The sequence below is a fragment of the Psychrobacter lutiphocae DSM 21542 genome, assembly GCF_000382145.1.
Taxonomy (GTDB): Bacteria; Pseudomonadota; Gammaproteobacteria; order Pseudomonadales; family Moraxellaceae; genus Psychrobacter; species Psychrobacter lutiphocae.
Genome location: NZ_KB907657.1, coordinates 12,812 through 30,119, shown reverse-complemented (window position 1 = coordinate 30,119; position 17,308 = coordinate 12,812). Strand labels below are relative to the sequence as shown.

Below are 17,308 nucleotides of genomic sequence, written 5' to 3'. Positions count from 1 at the left end.
CGTCATGCTGTGGTTGTTATGGATGGTGCTCTATGGCATCAACCAAGTTTAAACCTACATAATGTGACGATGCTTAAATTACCCCCTTATTCACCTGAGTTAAATCCATCTGAACAGGTGTGGTCGTATTTGAAACAACATTGGTTATCCAATAGGTGTTTTGATGGTTATGAGGCTATTGTTGATGCTGCTTGCAAGGCTTGGAATAGACTTTGTTCCAAGCCCGAGCTCATTCAGTCTATAACTTCTCGTGATTGGATTGGTTTATAGGTTTATTTATGGAATTGGTATTACTATGGCTTTTTCGGTTATTAGGCAGTTGCCTTCCGTTTCTTAGAGAGCAAATAAATTAAAGAAAATTAAGTACTTAAAGCATCACTGGCTGCTTTAATTTTGTGTAAAATTGCAACAATCTGGGCGGTGGTCAAGTAACGAGGTACGGTATAAGTATCTCGGACTTCTTTGGCTGCCCCTTTGGCTATCTTCTTAAAGTCAGCAGGATTGATGTCTTTGACCCTTGCATCAATATTGACATCAGCGATCAGATGTCTCACTTGAGCAATCAAATAATCAGCCGCCTCGTCATCATTGGCCTGTGGCTGATCTGAATCTACAACCCCTGTTTTTCTAGCCAGCGCTGCCAACCTGTCTTTGCTTACATTGCGATTGGCATCAAGGATATAAGGCAACACAATGGCATTGGCTCGACCATGAGGAATACCATAATGAGCGCCCAACTGGTGAGCGATGGCATGCACATAACCTAAACCAGCCTTATTAAATGCAATACCGCCGTAATGTGCGGCAATGCCCATCTGCTCACGCGCCTTTAAGTCATCGCCATTGGCATAGGCTTTTGGCAAATATTGCATCACTAATCTGGTAGCAGAAGCTGCATAATAATCTGTCTCACTGGTGGCAGTGACACTCATCCAAGCTTCAAGTGCATGGGTTAGTACATCGATACCTGTATCAGCGGTAATGTGTGCTGGCATACCTTGCATAATGGTAGGATCTACGGCAGAGGCTAAAGGTACCATTCTAGGGTCAATAGATAAGGACTTTTGATGTGTCTTGTCATCTGAGATAACCGCACCCAATGTGGCTTCTGAACCAGTACCAGCAGTGGTTGGGATGCAGTATAGTGGCATACATTTAGAGGCTTTTAAGACGCCCATCAGTTTTTTGGGTTTGCGTCCAGTAGCTTGGCTGATGGCGATAATTTTTGATGCATCAATCACAGAGCCTCCACCAAGTGCCAGTATTGCATCACAGTGGTTGTCCACTGAATGCTTTAAACCTGCTTCGACCACACTAAAGGTAGGATCTGGCGTAATGCCATCAAATAGGTGGTAGGCAATGTTATTTTGCTCAAGGTAACGGGTGATTTTATCTGGGATACCTAACTGATTTAATACCGTATCGGTGACGATTAGCACCTTGGTTGCGCCTTCATGAATCATCATATCGCACAGCTCATAGCAAGACTGCTCACCGATAAATAGCTGAGGTCTGGGTACGGTGACAACTAGCGATATGGCCTGTAATGCTTTTGCACGGGTTTTGGCTACTGCCAGATAGCTGGCGTGACTTAAAGTACTTGGTGACAATTTTTTTAGGGCAGAAAGGGGCTGAGCGAGCATATTAAATCCTTTTAAATAGCGATAGCTTGATGTTCTATATCGCATACATAAATATAAAGTTAGCGACAAATCAAGAGGTTGAGTGCATTGTCATAGTGTAATGTAATGATGGCTATTGTGCCACCATCTAAGCCAGATGAAAAGAAGAAAAAGTGATTGGGTGGTATATGTTATGAGCTAGAAGTTATTTTTCTAAGTGGCTGTAAGTCTGTATATCATATTGTAAAAGCTATGTTTTTATAGTCATAGTTAAATAAAAGAGTGACGGTGTTGACCTTATGTAGCCTACTTCAGTAGCACTTTTACTTGGTTGCCCTATCTCTCAAGTTGCCCTATCTCTCAATTGGTTGACTGCGACCATGAGATGGAGTGTTAATGGCGATATGCAATAAATAACAGACATAAAAAAAGGCCATTCATATAGGCCAGATCAAATTGATTAAATCGGAAGTCAAAAAAGAAAGACAGTAAAAAATATAATAATGGCGGTGAAGGAGGGATTCGAACCCTCGATACGCTATTAACGTATACACACTTTCCAGGCGTGCGCCTTCAGCCACTCGGCCACTTCACCATTTTAAGGCGTATAGTATACCGAAAGCCAACCCTTTTGTCATCTTCGGCTGTTATACTTTTATTTTGCGAAGATATCGACACATTAAACGTCAGCAGTTGACGTCTTATTTGGCAAAATGCTTTACAGCTGTTGCAAGCGTTGTTAGCATGAAGCTATTTTGTAGTGTGTGCTAAGCACGATAAAAATCAGTCAAAGTAAGGCGATAATAGTGGTAAACAATAATGACCAAAAGTACAATCAGTGGTCGAAGATAACTGGTTTTGATTTGCAGCAGATTCGACAGACCTTGCGCATTGGATGTGGTGTGGTGATTCAGGATGTCATGCTAGCTAGGCAGAGAGTAACACACCAACAGCCAGTCGTTGCTACGGCTGAGCGACGAGTAAGAAATCAGCAAAAATTGAGAAGCTATATAGTAAAGCGTCAATGCGTTTGGGCTGTGAGTTTACTAGTTACAAGTTGCTGGTGGTCAGTGACAGCTTTTGGTGCTGACTTTAGCCAGTGTGCAGATAATTTTTATGCAGGCACGGCGCCAGATTATATCGATAGCAAGCTATTAAATAAAAGTGTACCGTTATGCTTTAATGGCTTTGCAACTCTGTATTCAGGGTTATCACGTACACCTTTATGGTCAGCTGAATATCTGACCCGTGAGCGCTTATTCTTGGCAGAGGAGATTCCTAGAGAGGATAGCTTTCATAGTGAAAGTAGATTACCTCAATCGATGCGTGCCGAGTTATCAGACTATAAAGGCACAGGTTATGATAGAGGGCATTTGGCGCCCAATGGTGATATGGCAAATAGGCAACAGCAGTATGATAGCTTTAGTTTGGCCAATATCGTCCCGCAACATCCAAGAAACAACCGTTATAGCTGGCGCAATATTGAGTCGGTGACTCGATATTTAACCAAGCATTATGGCGAGGTGTATGTGGTCACTGGTGTCGCATTTAGAGGTAAGCAGGTCACCCAGCTCAATGGTCGGGTACTGGTGCCAAGTCATATGTTTAAGGCCTTGTATGTCCCACAAACGCAAGAGGCTGGGGTATATTATTCACCAAATGATGATAGTGATCGGGTCGAGATTATCAGTATCGATGAACTAGCATTACGCTCAGGTATTGATGTATTTCCGAAGATTTCTGAGCAAGCAAAAGCCAGAGCCATGCCGTTAGCAACCAGTATCAGTGAGATGCCAGAGATAGGTCGAGATTATTCAGCCAGCCAGCGCCAGTCAGCCAGTGAGCGTGAAGCAAGCAAGCGTAATCCAAGTGATAATAAGCATACAGAAGGGCAAGATGAGGAGCCATTGTGGTATCTTATTTTAATTGAGGTTTTACGATGGTTTGTTGATAACTTTTTGCATAAACAATAGTGACTATTAGCTGTGGTTCGTGCCTTTTATAATCACTAAAAAAATGACAATAGAAGATAACAATTAAAAGGAAATTGTATTATGACCCAGTCAGACTATGAGAATGACGCTCAGGATTTGTCAGAAGTAGAGCAACAGAAAGACAATGCTCAAGATGTCGTACATCAAGTTAATGATGCTCTAAACGATGATGTGCTAAACAAGGACGTAGAGATCCAAACAGCAAAAATGTCATTTGCACCCTATAAAAATGACCATCAAAGTATGCAAATCGGGGAACTAATATTTGAAAATCAAACCGATAAGGTCATCGTTTATGGCGATATTGATATTGTTAAAAATAAAAAAGGACTAGCGCAGGCATTAAAACTACAACAGGTAGTTAACGCTATTGTTGAAGAGCTGCAACAGGCAAAAGATGCAGGCGAGCTAGATGAAGCAGTGCAAAACGAGGTTAATGTAAGTCAGCAGACGCAAACCAGTAAGGTAGTGGACAATCCGTTTTCATAACTCTTACGGTTCAATAAGGCTAGAGCAATAGTTTGGCAAATTAAGTCTTTTTTTTTATAAATTAAGCCTTATAATCGAATTATAGCAATAAGGCATTAGCCAGTTACCAAAACCAGTTGTCAAAAACTTAACAATAAAATATTGACTTATTATTTATTAAAATACTTGTAACTTATTCAATTATAAGTTATTTTCAATATACTGTATTGCATAACTGACCTCTTATTATTTATAATCCAATACAAACAAACTCAAATACTTTAAACCCTCGAAAGGAATCGCATTATGAAATTACTTAATCAATCAGTATTAGCCTTATCAGCTCTAGGTCTTGCCACAGTAGCAATGGCCGCAGATCCATTAGCCAACACTACTTGGCAGACTTACGATGATGGTCAGCCAAAAGCTGTGGTAAAAATCACAGAATCTGGTGGCGCTTTAACCGGTAAAATCGTTTCTACCACTCGCGCAGAAGGCAAAAAGTTTGTTGGTCGTACCGTTATCTCAGGTCTAAAAGCTGACGGCGGCGGCAAATACAGCGGCGGTAAAATCACTGACCCAGAAAACGGTAAAACCTATCGCCTAACAGCTGAGCTAAACGGCAACAGCTTAAAGCTAAAAGGTCATTTAGGTCCATTCTCACGTAGCCAAACTTGGAAGAAAAAATAAGTTAAGCGCGTTTGAGTAACCCTCAAAACGACAATTTAGCGTGATAAAATAAGAAAAAGCCAGATATATGTTATCTGGCTTTTTTTGTGGGCGTTTAACTCTTATAGATTTTGAGCTAAAGCTATCAAGTTGGGTTAACTCTGATTCAAGGCCTGCTGACGTTTTAACCTTTTTGCTGTTTGTTTTGCTTCCGTTGCCAGATGCTCGATTTCATCTGGATTTAATCCTTGACGTCTGGCTTTTACGTAGTTTATACCAATTCCATAAGTAAACCTATAAACCAATCCAATCACGAGAAGTTATAGACTGAATGAGCTCGGGCTTGGAACAAAGTCTATTCCAAGCCTTGCAAGCAGCATTAACAATAGCCTCATAACCATCAAAACACCTATTGGATAACCAATGTTGTTTCAAATACGACCACACCTGTTCAGATGGATTTAACTCAGGTGAATAAGGGGGTAATTTAAGCATCGTCACATTATGTAGGTTTAAACTTGGTTGATGCCATAGAGCACCATCCATAACAACCACAGCATGACGCCCCTCTGGCACAGCATGGCTAATCTCTTGCATATGCAGTTGCATGGTTTGCTTATTAACATAAGGTAATACCAATCCAACACTATCCCCTGTTTTTGGGTTAAAAGCACCAAAAATATAAGCGGATTCAAACTGTTGTTGCCGTATTACTCTTGGGCGTTTACCACAGTAGTGCCATACCCTAGTCACTGAGCCTTGTTGGCCTATTCGAGTTTCATCTTGAAACCAAATATCGACTTGCTTTAAATCCACCTCTTTAAGGGGTAAGCTCATCTGATAACCTGTCTAACTATTGATGTAATAGTCTAATATATATGATTGTAATTTTGACAGCAAGGCTTTGAGTATCGTAAGTAATCTACATATGAGAAGCATTTAGCCTTGATAGAGATGAGCATATAATCTAAAGATAGATGGCAGGATTAGATCCAAACTTTTACCCTAAACCATCCCTCTCACCCTTGCCATAATCCCACGCCCAATCACCAAGCGCACATAACTCACCGCAATAATCAGTAGCACCGCCACCAATAGAGCACCGCCCAAGCCAAAGCTGGCCCACGGAATACTAAAGCGCAGATTAAACCACTCGGTAATCAGTACATAGGCCACGCCGCTGGCAATCACAGTGGCAAATATCCCAGCGCTGATGCCCAATAGACCAATCTCTAATATATTAATCTTATACAAATCAGAAGTTTGCATACCTAACAATCTAAATGAAGCACTGTCACGCAGACGGTCTTGAGAAGTCGATAGTAGCGAGGTAATAAGCACCATCAAACCAGTAATAATCGCCAGTAGCGTAAATAACTGAACCAAACGGCTCATTTGCGCCACAAAACCTTGCACCCGTTTGGCAATGGCACCGCCATCGATGGTAGTGATGGCAGGGAATTGACGCGCAAGTTCGGTTTGTAATTGTGGAATGCTGCCAGTATCAACCTTGGTAGTCGCAAACTGGATTTGCGGCGCATCAGCCAATACTTCAGGCTCAAATAAGAAGTAGAAAAACGGGCTAGGGCCACGCTCATAACGCTCACGAATACTGGTGATTTGACCGACGATTTCGATGCCTTGGATGTTAAAGCGTATTTGGTCACCCATGCCTACGTTTAACAGATCGGCTGCGCTGTCTAGGATAGACAAGGGGACTACATCTGTATCAGCGGCTTGCTTATCAAGCGGAGCATACAGCTGATTGGGTTCAATCGATTTTTTGATAAATTCGGTTTCCATTACCGTGTCAGCATAGCTTAAGTTAAAGATACGGGTCGGGTCATCGCCTTCACCACGTGCTACTTCGATGTCTGCTGCTGGCACACCGCCGGCTTCGCTGACGCGAGCACGCACCACTGGATAATAAGTGATGGGAGCATCGACTAGTGCATTTAAATCATCATGTTGATTACTCTGCACATCGAGCATAAATAAGTTGGGTGCATCTTCTGGATAGGCCTGCACAAACTGAGTATTTAAGCTGTGATTGAGTAAGGTAATCAGGGTCAATACCGCCACCGACAGCGCTAGGGTGACAAAGAATAGACTGGATTGATTGCCTTTACGGGAGAGATTATGCAGCGCAATACGTGCCATCCAATTCGACTGTTTGCCCAGCAGTTTGATGCCAAATAAGCCTTTATTGGCCAGTCTTGCTAACAGCCATAGCCAGCCTTTACCCAGTAGCCAAAATCCGCCGGCCAGTACCAGCATACCGCCCAACACTTGTAGGCCATCTTTGGCTGAGCCAAACTCATAGGCCATTAATCCAAAGCTGGCGATTAATACGGCCAAATACCAATACAAAGGGGGATGTTGACGGGCATTGCTGGTGGCTTGTTTTAGCACCGCAGAGGGTTTGGTATGGGTCACTGCATACAGGCTATGCTGGACGACGAGTAAGGTGATGACCAGTGCTACGATGCTGATTTTAATTAGGCTCACCAGCTTGATAGACAGCTGCACATCGGCAGGCAAAATGGCGGTCAAGTATTGAGCACCAACGTTGAGCATCAGTAAACTCAGGCCTGCGGAGAGGGCACAAGCGACTACTGCCATCAGTACAAATAATAGATAATAACTGCGCTTAATCGCGGTCACTGACTCGCCTAAAGCACGACGGATGGCATTGGCCGTTTGTTGCAAGCTGACAAAGGCTTTGACCACACTAAGTAGCGCCACAGCGGACAAAAATAGTACGGCTATCACTAACAATTTCAAGAACATCAGCACGTTATCAGACACTTCGGTCACTGAGGTATCTGCCTCATCAGCGGTGCTGACTTTAATCTCTTGTGATAGGGGTAATGCTTCGACGATAGGCTCAAGTTTGGTTTGGGTGGCTAGGATGGTTTCTGACGTGCCAGCCAATTCAATGCGATAACTGATACGGCTACGCTGTCCCATCAGCTTGGTTGCCTCTAGGTCAGTATCTGCCATCAATACCCGAGCGCCAAAGCCAAATGCGGTTAACGGCCTATCTGGTTCAGCGAGCAGTTCATCGGCGATGACGAAGGTAGCGTCACCGATTTTGACGGTATCACCAACGGCCAGTTCAAGCCCAGTTAATACTTGGGTTTCTACCACCACTTGACCTGTGGTTAATTGTTGCCATAGCGGTTTGCCTGATGCTAATTCTACTTCGCCATACAAGGGATAATTGGAGGAAATGCCTTTAATTCGAGCCAATAAGGTGTGTTCACCGACTTGAACTTTTGAGTCGCTATTTTCTAAAGCGTCAGACTCTAGAGTACTAGGTTCTGAACTGTTAGGTTCTAAACTACTAGGTTCAGCCGTGCTATTCTCTAAAGAACGAGATTCTGAGTCTGTTATATCAGCGCTTTTGATGTCTGAAATCATGGCATTAAACTGATAGTCATATACCACATCATCTGGCTCAAACTCAGATGCCACATTCAGTACAGACTCTGGCCAAGGCTGACGACTGCGCAATACTAAGTCACCCCCGACCAATGCCCGCTGATTGTCTGCCACATAATCACGTACCGACTGCTGAATGGAGTCGAGGGTCAAATACGTTGATAACGACAGCACCATCGCCAATAAAAATAGCAACGGATATATCCAATGTCGCCACCAACTGCGCTGTAGCGATTTGCGACCTAGGTTGCTATAAGTGCTGGTTGAGACGGGCGTATGTTGTTTGGTCATAGTGGCAGGGCTATTGATTGATGGTTAATGTGGGTAAGGGTTTAATAACATATAGCAGTCAGGCTGTGGTACATAATAGGCGATAAGTGATTAGCACAGGCAGCATTGCAGGCGGTGTCGATGGCTAATCAAAGTACTGATAAAAGCGCTTGTCATCCGACGATGCCATTGCTAGAAGCTCATTATCCTCAACTGTATCACCATATGCATACACACTATCAAAGTCATCCATATTATATTGACTCATCACAAGTTGCTGTTTTCGCTCTGAGCTACAGTCGCCTTGCTTACTAAAACCGGTGACAATGCCGTTTTTTGTATCCACCTCGGTACATATCAATTTCAGCCCATGTCCTTCACACCAAGGCTTTAGATATATATTCAAAGAAGCGGAAACGATAACCACAGTGTCGCCTCTGTCTTTATGCCATTGCAGTCGTTGCATGGCACTAGGGCGCAAAAATTTGGGCAGAATATGATAGGCATAAGCTTGGCCTTTGGCTTGCAGCCTGTACTCATCGACACCCTTAAAGGCAAAGTGTAAGATTTTTGCGCGGATATCACGACCTTTTTCAACGCCTAATTTATATTTGATTAGCGTGGGTAGCAGTACCAGTTTACCGAGACGTAATCTATTTTTAGGCACCGCGTACAGCATAAACTGAGTAAAGGTATCTGTATGGGTAATGGTGCCGTCAAAGTCGAATAATGCTAGGTTCATTCAACCCGTCCATCATGAATGGTAATCACCTGATCGGCATGCTCGGTCATCGCCGGATCATGGGTGACCACCACCAAGGCCGTACCGGATTGCTGTTGTAACTCGACCAGCAAGCTCATTACCTGCTGCGCATTTTGTTCATCAAGGTTACCAGTCGGCTCATCGGCAAAGATAATCTTTGGCCGTGCCACCAAAGCACGAGCCAAGGCTGTGCGCTGTTGTTCACCGCCTGAGAGCTGATGCGGTAGGCTGTCACGGCGATGGGTCAGTCCGACGGCTTTTAATAATTCTTCCACTCGCTCAGCATTCGGCTGGCGTGCGATATCCAGCGGAAAGGCAATGTTTTCGGCGACGGTCAGCGTTGGTAATAAGTGAAACGATTGGAACACAAAGCCCATGTCTTGCTGACGCTTTTGCGCCAACTCATCTTCTGAGAGAGTCGTCAGGTTTTGCCCATCGAGCCAAACTTCTCCGCTGTCTGGATAATCAAGCCCTGCGAGTAGACCCAGTAAGGTTGATTTTCCTGAGCCAGATTTGCCCATAATCACTGCAAATTCACCGGTATTAACGGCCACATCCACGCCTTTGATGATGTCAGTTTTGGTATCGCCAATCATCACGCTTTTGCTGAGATTGGTGGCCTGTAATAACGGCTTAGTTGCAGAAGTTAGGTTGGTCATCGGGTTTCTCACTCATAGTCAGGCTTAGTCAGGCAAGGTTAAGGTTGTGTGCTATCGGTTGGTTGCTCGTCGACAAACTCAGCTAATGTTGGCTTCAGCACAGGCAAGATATTGTTCTGCACAATCTGGGTATAGCCCTCAGCGGTTGGATGAATGGCATCGGCTTGATTCAACTCAGGCACACCGCCAACCCCGTCCAAAAAGAAAGGAATAAAGGCCACGCCAGTGTCTTCGACTATTTTCGGATAAAGCGCTGAAAAAGATTTTACGTATTCATCGCCCAAGTTATCATAAATTTGCATGCCGCCTAACACGACCACGCTGCCTTCGTCTTGCAAGCGTTGTATGGCAGTGCGAATGTTACTGTCTACAGTCGCCACATCGATACCGCGCATCGCATCATTGGCGCCAATGGTCAAGATAGTGATGTCAGGTTTGGTCTTTAATACCCAGTCCAAGCGGTTCACCAGGCCTGTGCTGGTCTCGCCACTTAATCCAGAGTTAATCACTTTGGCATTGACGTAACCGGCTTGCTGTAACGTCTTTTCTAATTGAGCAGGGTAGGCGTCTTCTTCTGCTAGACCTAAGCCTTCGGTCAATGAATCACCCAATGCCAAGATGGTCACAGGCTGTTCGATGACTTGTTCTGGCGTGCTATCTTGCTCAGCGTTTTCAGCCTGTACCGGTTGTTGTTCGGTTGTTGTGTTTTGTGCTAAATCAGTGGTGGCGTTGTCAGTCGCTTGAGTGTCAGTTGACTCATTTGAGCTGGGCTGACAGGCGATGAGCAGGGCGCTGGCAACGACCAGAGCGGTTAACGGCTTTAAAAATGCCAAGGACATAACGAACCTCAAATAAAAATAGGGATGGTTGTTAAAACTATAATACTTAAACAAATGATAATGATAAAACGATGCCTATATACTAGCAGTGATGATGAGGTTTGGCTGTTTATAAATGGTTATATCATTGCGCTAGTCTTTTAGATTTGCGTAATAAAAATGCCCAAATCCTGACAAGGTCAAGCTTGGGCATGGGTTTACATTGAGCTGTTTTATATTAGCTAACCTCTATTCGCTAGCATCTCATATATGGCGTTAAAGAACGCGCATATTTATTGATAGTTATATTGGCTTATTTACTATCATAAAGCTCACGTACCACTTCACCAATCACTTTAATACCTGACTCAAGCGTCTCATCACTGGCCGCAATACTCATGCGAATACACTCAAAGGCATGAGGGTAGTCGCTGGTATCCAATCCAGGATAAAAGTGCTCACTAGGAATAATTAGGGTGTTTTTTTGTTTTAAACGATCATATAGCTCTGTGGTCGAAATCGGTAAATCTTTAAACCAAACCCAAAGAAATATCGCCCCTTCTGGCTTATGGATAAGCACTGGATAGTCGCCCATCTCTTCTTTGATATGTTTAATAGCTTTTTTCGCTTTTCGGGCGTAAAACGGCTGGATGGTCTCATCACAAAGCTGTTTTAAACGATCATCTTCTAGCAGTGGTGTAGCAATGGCAGCTCCGAAGCGTGTCGGAGCAAGGTTGACGACCGCATTCATAGCGCTGACGGTCTTAACCACTTCTGGTGCGGCGATGATAATACCTGTACGGGCACCAGGCAGACCAATTTTTGATAGGCTAAAGCACAAAATGGTATTGCTATCCCAGTTTAAATTGACATCAGGGTAAATGATATTGGGGAACGGCTCACCGTAGGCGTTATCAATGATTAGCGGCACGTCATACTGCTTAGCGATTTGGGCAAGATGCGCCATTTCATCATCGGTTAACACGTTGCCAGTTGGGTTGGTTGGGCGTGAACAGCAAATAGCACCGACCTTACCGTTTTTGAGTGCTGGCAAGTTTTCTAATGCGTCAAAGTCCACCGCATATTTAAAAAAACCACTGTCACCGTCATGTTCAACTTCTTCAATCTCAGGTTTGATGGAAATAAAGTGCTCACCATCAATCTGTACATCGCTATAACCAATATATTCAGGGGCAAGCGGTAGCAAAATAGATTTGTCGCTGATATTGCCGTGCTCATCTTCAAAGGCACCACCGAATAAGTTAAATAAATAAAAGAAGGCGTTCTGTGAGCCGTTGGTTAAGACGATATTTTCTGTGGTGAGGTTCCAATCATAATGACCATTAAAAAATTCGACCAAAGCGTTAATAAAGCCACTATCGCCTTGAGGGTTGGAGTAATTACCAATAGATTCGATAGCATCACCGTTAATACCACCCGTTTCTAGTGATTTATAAACTTGAAAAAAGGCCTCATTCACTTTATCGATACGTGCTGGGTTGCCACCGCCTAGCATATTGACAGGAGTAGGGCTTTTAAGTGCATCGCCTAGGTCATCCATCAGCTGAGAGATGGCGCTGGTTGTGGTGAATTGTTGACCGTATTTTGAAAACTTCATAAACGTACCGTTTTTTATATGCTTAAAATAAGTGAAATTAAAGGCTTAGATGGGGTGTATATTTGTTATGTATTGCCATAGAGTAGTGCCTAAACAGGCTTGCCGTCAATCATAATCGGACGACTGGCGAGCCAACCAAAGACGACGTTGACAATCATTAGAATAAAGATGAGCAGTAAGGGCACATTCCAATCTTGTGTTTGTGCAATTAACCAGCCTGTACCAAAGGGACCAGCAAAGGCGATTAAATAAGCAATGGTCTGTGCCATGCCAGATAGCTTGCTGGCTTGATGTGGTGAATAGGTTCGCATCGAAAATAGCATGATACATAAGGTAAAAATACCCGCACTACCCAGACCTATGGCAGCTGTCCATATCGTGGCCAAATTGGGTGAAAAATACAATATTCCAAGTGTACCCGCTACATTCAGTAAGGCACAAGCGAGTGCTACGGCTTGGATGGATATGCCACGGCGGATTAACCAAGTCATGCTAATAATAGCAATTGGCGCCATTAATTGATACACAGAGCCCATATTGCCGCTTTGAACTTCAGTCAACCCCTTACTAATCCAGATGGAGGGCAAAAAGGCGGCTACTGTATAAAATAACAAGGACTGTAAGCCCATAAATATGGCCAGATGCCAAGCCAAAGGTGCGCGCCAGACGGAGATCTCAGCTGTTTCTATGATGGTCGCATCTAGTGCTTCAGGGACTTTGTGGGAGGAGCCAACTTTAAGGCGCAATACCACCCAAGCTATCATCGCCAAGATGCCCAATACCGACCAACTGCCTAACGCCATTTGCCAGCCGACCTGTTCGGTTAACGGGTAAATAACCCCAGAAATCAGCCCAGACATCACTGACATGGTTAGACTAAATAAACCGGTAATTAAAGCGATATGTCCGGGTGTGCGTTGCTTAATCACTGGCGCAATTAAGGTGTTGGCAAAGCCGATCGCCAATGACATGATAAAAGTGCCAATAAAAAACCCAGTCCAACCGACCCACCACGAGCGGATGAGTAGCCCTGAAGTGAGGACTAAGGCGACGACAATGAGCGTGTTTTCTAAGCCAAACTTTTTGCCAATAGGGGGCGAGATTAACGCACCCAAAGCAAACATCAGCATCGGAATAGCACCCAGCCAACCGATATGCGTGGCGCTTAAATCTAGTGCGTCTTGTACCACGGGCGCAATAGCACCTAGGGCCACAATAGGCGCACGCATGGTGCTGGCCATAAGCAAAATGGCAATCAGTACCAACCAAAAGACAGCACGTGACGAGGGCTGCTTAGGCGCAGTCGAATGTGTTGAATTTGAGGATGTTGAGTTTGCCATAATAAACCACTGACCTGTGACAAAAAATAGAGGACTGAGCATATAAAAACCACCGCCGTAGCGATGGTTTTAACTATAACAGAAATCTTTGAAATAACAGAAATCTTTGAAATAACAGAAATCTTTGAAATAGCAGAAGTAAATAAGCCGTGAAAATCTGTTGGCTATGTATTGGCCTTGTATCGGATTTGGTTATGTATCTGCTTTTACCAAAATAGGACTATACAAGGTTGATAACTAAAAAATAACAGTGCGGATAGCTCGTAAATGGCGCTGACTTACTGTTTAAATGTACTGTTTGAATTTATCGGCTAGTTACTGTCCAGAATTACTGGCTAGAATTACAGTATTGATTTACCTAAATCAGCTGCTTTTTTGCTATCAAAGGCTTTTTCATCATTAATTTGCTCGCACAGATTAGGGTCATTACCGCAAAACTGGCAAGTTTCATCGCCCATTAGGTTAGCGACACGACCACAAGAGCCACGCAAAGGCTCTTTTTTCACCATGTATCCGATGCCCATAAATAAGAAGAATAGGACAAATGCGGTAAAAGTAATGGCGAGTATGGGAAGTAGTTGGGCGAGCATAAGTTCCTCACAGCTAGTATAAATTTTTAGTCTGAATGCTCATTATTCTAGCATAATTCAACAAAAAACAGCATTCATAGCGTAAAGTCGCGTATGAATGCTGTTACAGGTCATGCAGTTACTAATGATGATATCAGCTATATGATATAGAACTTACAAGCTATATTACATGGATCACAATATAAGTCGCTGCACCTGCAAGATAACCTAATAAAGCTAGACCACTGATACGTTTTAGATACCATATAAAGGGTACTTTTTCCATACCCATAGCAGCTACACCAGCAGCTGAACCAATGATTAAGCAACTACCGCCTGTACCCGCACAGTAGGCTAAGAAGTGCCAAAATGCACCGTCTTGTAAAAACATGCTTTGGCGGGCAAGCTCATCACCTGACATCCCTGCTAATGACGCTTCTGTAAGTAGTGGATACATCTTCATTGCGCCAGCAACTAAGGGTACGTTATCGACTAAAGAAGACAGCAAACCAATAAAGACGTTAATGACGTATAGGTTACCAAATGTGTTGTCAAGCCATAGCGCCACGTTAGTTAGGTGACCAGCAGTGGCTAAGCCTGCAACTGCTAATAAGATACCTAAGAAGAACAAGATACTTGGGATATCAACACGGGTCAGCACTCCAACCACTGTCATTTGCTCTTTAACATACCAATCATGATGACGGTGCATAATCTCGGTATAGACCCATAAAACACCCAAGCCAAACAAGATACCCATATAAGGAGGTAGGTGAGTAATGGTCTTAAAGATTGGTACAAAAGCAAGAGCTGATAAGCCAAGAGTTAAGACGCTTAAGCGCATTTTATTAGTAATTGTGCGTTGAGCAATGGCTGCTATCTGATGTTTGGATAAGTTTTCGGGTGAGCTAGTAGGTACAGCATCCATAAATACAGCTGTCGAACTGGCTGTTCCATTATCTTTAGTTGGGCCTAAATAGTTGCTGCTTGAGGCGGGTGCTACCGACTTTTGTTCTACTGGACGTAGAACCTTTTTTCCTTTAAGAGTAAAGCTTAATATAATGATAGGTACGATAGCGGCAATCATACTAGGAGCAATCAAATCAACGATGATGTTACTAGCTGTGACTTGGTTACCTATCCATAGCATGGTGGTAGTAACGTCACCGATTGGAGACCAAGCCCCTCCAGCATTAGCACATATAACGACCATGCCCACATACAACCAGCGCATTTCTTGTTTGGTAACAAGCTTACGCAGTAAAGAAACCATTACAATAGTGGTGGTTAGGTTATCAAGTAGGGCTGAAAAGAAGAAAGTTAAAATACCAATAGTCCACAGTAATTTAACTGCACTGGTTGTCTTAATACGGTTAGTAATGGCATAAAATCCATCATGTGCATCAATTAGCTCAACAATAACCATAGCGCCCATTAAGAAAAATAGAATTTCTGCGACTTCCGCTAAATGGTGTCGCAATTCTGTATTTAAAAACTGGCTTACATCCAAGCCCTCATGATGAGCTAACTGTTCTGTGAGCAGGGTATCCGCTCCAAAAACTAAAAGAGTCCAAACTAAAATTGCAGTCAGTAGGGCAGAAGCTGCTTTGTCAATATGAATGTTGTGTTCTAGAGCAATCGCTACATAACCTATCACAAAGACTAACGCCATCAATGAGTAAACCATTGTATATCCTTAGTGTTAATACACGCTTGCTACATGCAAATGGGGTATTTTATAGCATTTACAAAAAATATAACAGCCTGTAAGCTGACTGTATTAGTTATTATTAAATATAATGTTTTTTATCATATATTTATCTTGTAGCAGGGTTTGACTTAGGTAAGCTAGACTTTAGACTTTAGACTTTAGACTTGGTTGTTTATCTGACTATAAACTGCCAGTGTCAGCACGTAGCGCCTGCATTTTTGGCGTCTCTACCACCTGCCAATAATCTTGTGGATTGGCTTTATTTTTTCTAACCTCATCGGCACTGGCAACATCATCATGGATTTTACCGTCTTGAGGAATTATGAATAAAGCAGCTATATTTTTTTTGGTGGCAAGTGATAAAGCATCTTTATAACTCATGGCAGTCAAAGCAGTAGCCCAAGCATCAGCAATAGATACAGATTCGGCAGCCACAGTCACCGAGGGTGCACCGCCAACAATAGGCTGTCCTGTGGTTGGATCTATGGTGTGGCTATAACGCTTGCCATCAAATACGATGGAGTTGCGGTAGTTACCCGAAGTGGCGATGTGCAGCTTGTTACTAGATTTCGGCTGACGGATAGCGGCTAAGGTTGTGCGCTCACTCACAGTGCTATCAATGATTGGTGCATCAATGGCAATTTGCCAAGCATGCGTTTTTTGATTAACTCCAGAGGTAGCGACTTCACCGCCGATTTCGATCATATAGTTATTGATTTTATATTCATTTTGCAGCACTTGCGCTATCACATCGACGCCATAACCTTTGGCAACGGCCGAAAAGTCGAGTTGTACTCCGTCTTTAGTTTTGCTCAGTTGATTACCCTTTAGTTCAATACCATCAAAATCAATCAGTGCTTTGGCAGTGGTTATTTCTGCATCAGAGGGTGGGTCTTGTAGGCGTTCGACTGTCATTACGCTGCCAAAGCCCCAGAGGTTAATCAGCGGCATGATGGTCGGGTCAAAGGCACCGCCCGATTGCTGATATACCTGCTTTGAGTCTTGCAATACTTTAATAAAATACTCATCTACCGGCAGCGATTGCCCAGCACCCAGTCGATTAAACTTAGAGATGGTTGAGTCATCCTGATAAGTAGACATGCTGTCATTGATGGCTTGTAGATGCTGCTCAATGCTTTGCTTAATTTGTGCTTCATCGATGTCTTTGGGTTTTTGATAGGTAATGTGATAGCTGGTGCCCATGGTTTCTCCTTCCATATACTGATATTGGGGAGATTGCTGGCAGGCAGTGAGCGTTAAGGTACTGGCAAGTATCACGCTACTGGTGAGGACAGTTTTGGTAGACAACATAGGATAGGGCATAAGGCATCCTGTTAAATAATAAAGTGGATAGTAATTAATT

Annotated in this window: 15 protein-coding genes and 1 tRNA gene; 4 read left to right on the top strand and 12 right to left on the bottom strand. The window is 43.4% G+C overall.

From position 1 onward, the window contains the following. Window positions 1-270: transposase (locus H140_RS0111450; protein WP_019673798.1), on the top strand; the 270-nt coding region annotated here is incomplete at its 5' end. 89 nt (window positions 271-359) lie between these two features. On the opposite strand, the gene H140_RS0111445 is transcribed toward H140_RS0111450, so the two are convergent. Both H140_RS0111445 and H140_RS0111440 read right to left on the bottom strand, forming a co-directional pair. Next, complete coding sequence (locus H140_RS0111445) at window positions 360-1,643, bottom strand: iron-containing alcohol dehydrogenase (RefSeq protein ID WP_019673797.1); 1,284 nt, start codon at window positions 1,641-1,643, stop codon at window positions 360-362. A 483-nt stretch (window positions 1,644-2,126) separates the two neighbouring features. Continuing rightward, window positions 2,127-2,217, bottom strand: a tRNA-Ser gene (locus H140_RS0111440). 211 nt (window positions 2,218-2,428) lie between these two features. Between H140_RS0111440 and H140_RS0111435 the strand changes: the two genes are divergently transcribed. The 3 genes from H140_RS0111435 (at window position 2,429) to H140_RS0111425 (ending at window position 4,774) form a co-directional block, all read left to right on the top strand. Further along, window positions 2,429-3,595 carry a DNA/RNA non-specific endonuclease gene (locus tag H140_RS0111435; RefSeq protein ID WP_019673796.1) on the top strand — a complete coding sequence of 389 codons (1,167 nt, stop codon included), beginning with the start codon at window positions 2,429-2,431 and terminating at the stop codon, window positions 3,593-3,595. Window positions 3,596-3,676: 81 nt separating this feature from the next. Then, window positions 3,677-4,105 carry a hypothetical protein gene (locus H140_RS0111430; protein WP_019673795.1) on the top strand — a complete coding sequence of 143 codons (429 nt, stop codon included), beginning with the start codon at window positions 3,677-3,679 and terminating at the stop codon, window positions 4,103-4,105. Between the two features lie 285 nt (window positions 4,106-4,390). Continuing rightward, the gene (locus H140_RS0111425; protein WP_019673794.1) at window positions 4,391-4,774 is read left to right on the top strand and encodes a DUF2147 domain-containing protein; all 384 of its coding nucleotides are present in this window, start codon (window positions 4,391-4,393) and stop codon (window positions 4,772-4,774) included. Window positions 4,775-5,047: 273 nt separating this feature from the next. On the opposite strand, the gene H140_RS0111420 is transcribed toward H140_RS0111425, so the two are convergent. The 10 genes from H140_RS0111420 to H140_RS0111370 all read right to left on the bottom strand — a co-directional run bounded on the left by H140_RS0111420 (window position 5,048) and on the right by H140_RS0111370 (window position 17,268). After that, complete coding sequence (locus H140_RS0111420) at window positions 5,048-5,590, bottom strand: IS630 family transposase (protein WP_019673793.1); 543 nt, start codon at window positions 5,588-5,590, stop codon at window positions 5,048-5,050. Window positions 5,591-5,758: 168 nt separating this feature from the next. Further along, complete coding sequence (locus tag H140_RS0111415; protein ID WP_019673792.1) at window positions 5,759-8,488, bottom strand: ABC transporter permease; 2,730 nt, start codon at window positions 8,486-8,488, stop codon at window positions 5,759-5,761. Window positions 8,489-8,612: 124 nt separating this feature from the next. Continuing rightward, a complete protein-coding gene (locus tag H140_RS0111410; protein WP_019673791.1) occupies window positions 8,613-9,209 on the bottom strand; it encodes an HAD-IB family hydrolase in 597 nt (198 codons plus the stop codon). Beyond that, window positions 9,206-9,889 carry an ABC transporter ATP-binding protein gene (locus tag H140_RS0111405; RefSeq protein WP_019673790.1) on the bottom strand — a complete coding sequence of 228 codons (684 nt, stop codon included), beginning with the start codon at window positions 9,887-9,889 and terminating at the stop codon, window positions 9,206-9,208. Before H140_RS0111405 ends, H140_RS0111410 begins: the two co-directional genes overlap by 4 nt. A gap of 38 nt (window positions 9,890-9,927) precedes the next feature. Beyond that, window positions 9,928-10,728, bottom strand: a complete 801-nt coding sequence (locus H140_RS0111400; protein WP_019673789.1) for an arylesterase — start codon at window positions 10,726-10,728, stop codon at window positions 9,928-9,930. 292 nt (window positions 10,729-11,020) lie between these two features. Further along, window positions 11,021-12,325: a valine--pyruvate transaminase gene (locus tag H140_RS0111390; RefSeq protein WP_019673787.1), complete on the bottom strand. Its 1,305-nt coding sequence runs from the start codon at window positions 12,323-12,325 to the stop codon at window positions 11,021-11,023. Window positions 12,326-12,414: 89 nt separating this feature from the next. After that, window positions 12,415-13,665, bottom strand: coding sequence for an MFS transporter (locus H140_RS0111385; RefSeq protein ID WP_026349053.1), 1,251 nt, complete (start codon window positions 13,663-13,665; stop codon window positions 12,415-12,417). Between the two features lie 341 nt (window positions 13,666-14,006). Then, on the bottom strand, window positions 14,007-14,255 hold the full coding sequence (gene nqrM / locus H140_RS0111380; protein WP_026349052.1) for a (Na+)-NQR maturation NqrM: 249 nt from the start codon (window positions 14,253-14,255) through the stop codon (window positions 14,007-14,009). A gap of 160 nt (window positions 14,256-14,415) precedes the next feature. Then, window positions 14,416-15,921 carry a sodium:proton antiporter NhaD gene (nhaD, locus tag H140_RS0111375; protein ID WP_019673784.1) on the bottom strand — a complete coding sequence of 502 codons (1,506 nt, stop codon included), beginning with the start codon at window positions 15,919-15,921 and terminating at the stop codon, window positions 14,416-14,418. 204 nt (window positions 15,922-16,125) lie between these two features. Beyond that, window positions 16,126-17,268, bottom strand: a complete 1,143-nt coding sequence (locus H140_RS0111370; protein WP_019673783.1) for an FAD:protein FMN transferase — start codon at window positions 17,266-17,268, stop codon at window positions 16,126-16,128. Window positions 17,269-17,308 lie beyond the last annotated feature (40 nt).

Bases quoted from the DNA above. Each gene is read 5' to 3' on its own strand.
- H140_RS0111410 (WP_019673791.1), bottom strand. From the start codon at position 9,209: ATGAACCTAGCATTATTCGACTTTGACGGCACCATTACCCATACAGAT.
- H140_RS0111430 (WP_019673795.1), top strand. From the start codon at position 3,677: ATGACCCAGTCAGACTATGAGAATGACGCTCAGGATTTGTCAGAAGTA.
- H140_RS0111385 (WP_026349053.1), bottom strand. From the start codon at position 13,665: ATGGCAAACTCAACATCCTCAAATTCAACACATTCGACTGCGCCTAAG.
- H140_RS0111425 (WP_019673794.1), top strand. From the start codon at position 4,391: ATGAAATTACTTAATCAATCAGTATTAGCCTTATCAGCTCTAGGTCTT.
- H140_RS0111390 (WP_019673787.1), bottom strand. From the start codon at position 12,325: ATGAAGTTTTCAAAATACGGTCAACAATTCACCACAACCAGCGCCATC.
- H140_RS0111400 (WP_019673789.1), bottom strand. From the start codon at position 10,728: ATGTCCTTGGCATTTTTAAAGCCGTTAACCGCTCTGGTCGTTGCCAGC.
- H140_RS0111405 (WP_019673790.1), bottom strand. From the start codon at position 9,889: ATGACCAACCTAACTTCTGCAACTAAGCCGTTATTACAGGCCACCAAT.
- nqrM (WP_026349052.1), bottom strand. From the start codon at position 14,255: ATGCTCGCCCAACTACTTCCCATACTCGCCATTACTTTTACCGCATTT.
- H140_RS0111415 (WP_019673792.1), bottom strand. From the start codon at position 8,488: ATGACCAAACAACATACGCCCGTCTCAACCAGCACTTATAGCAACCTA.
- H140_RS0111370 (WP_019673783.1), bottom strand. From the start codon at position 17,268: ATGCCCTATCCTATGTTGTCTACCAAAACTGTCCTCACCAGTAGCGTG.
- H140_RS0111445 (WP_019673797.1), bottom strand. From the start codon at position 1,643: ATGCTCGCTCAGCCCCTTTCTGCCCTAAAAAAATTGTCACCAAGTACT.
- nhaD (WP_019673784.1), bottom strand. From the start codon at position 15,921: ATGGTTTACTCATTGATGGCGTTAGTCTTTGTGATAGGTTATGTAGCG.
- H140_RS0111420 (WP_019673793.1), bottom strand. From the start codon at position 5,590: ATGAGCTTACCCCTTAAAGAGGTGGATTTAAAGCAAGTCGATATTTGG.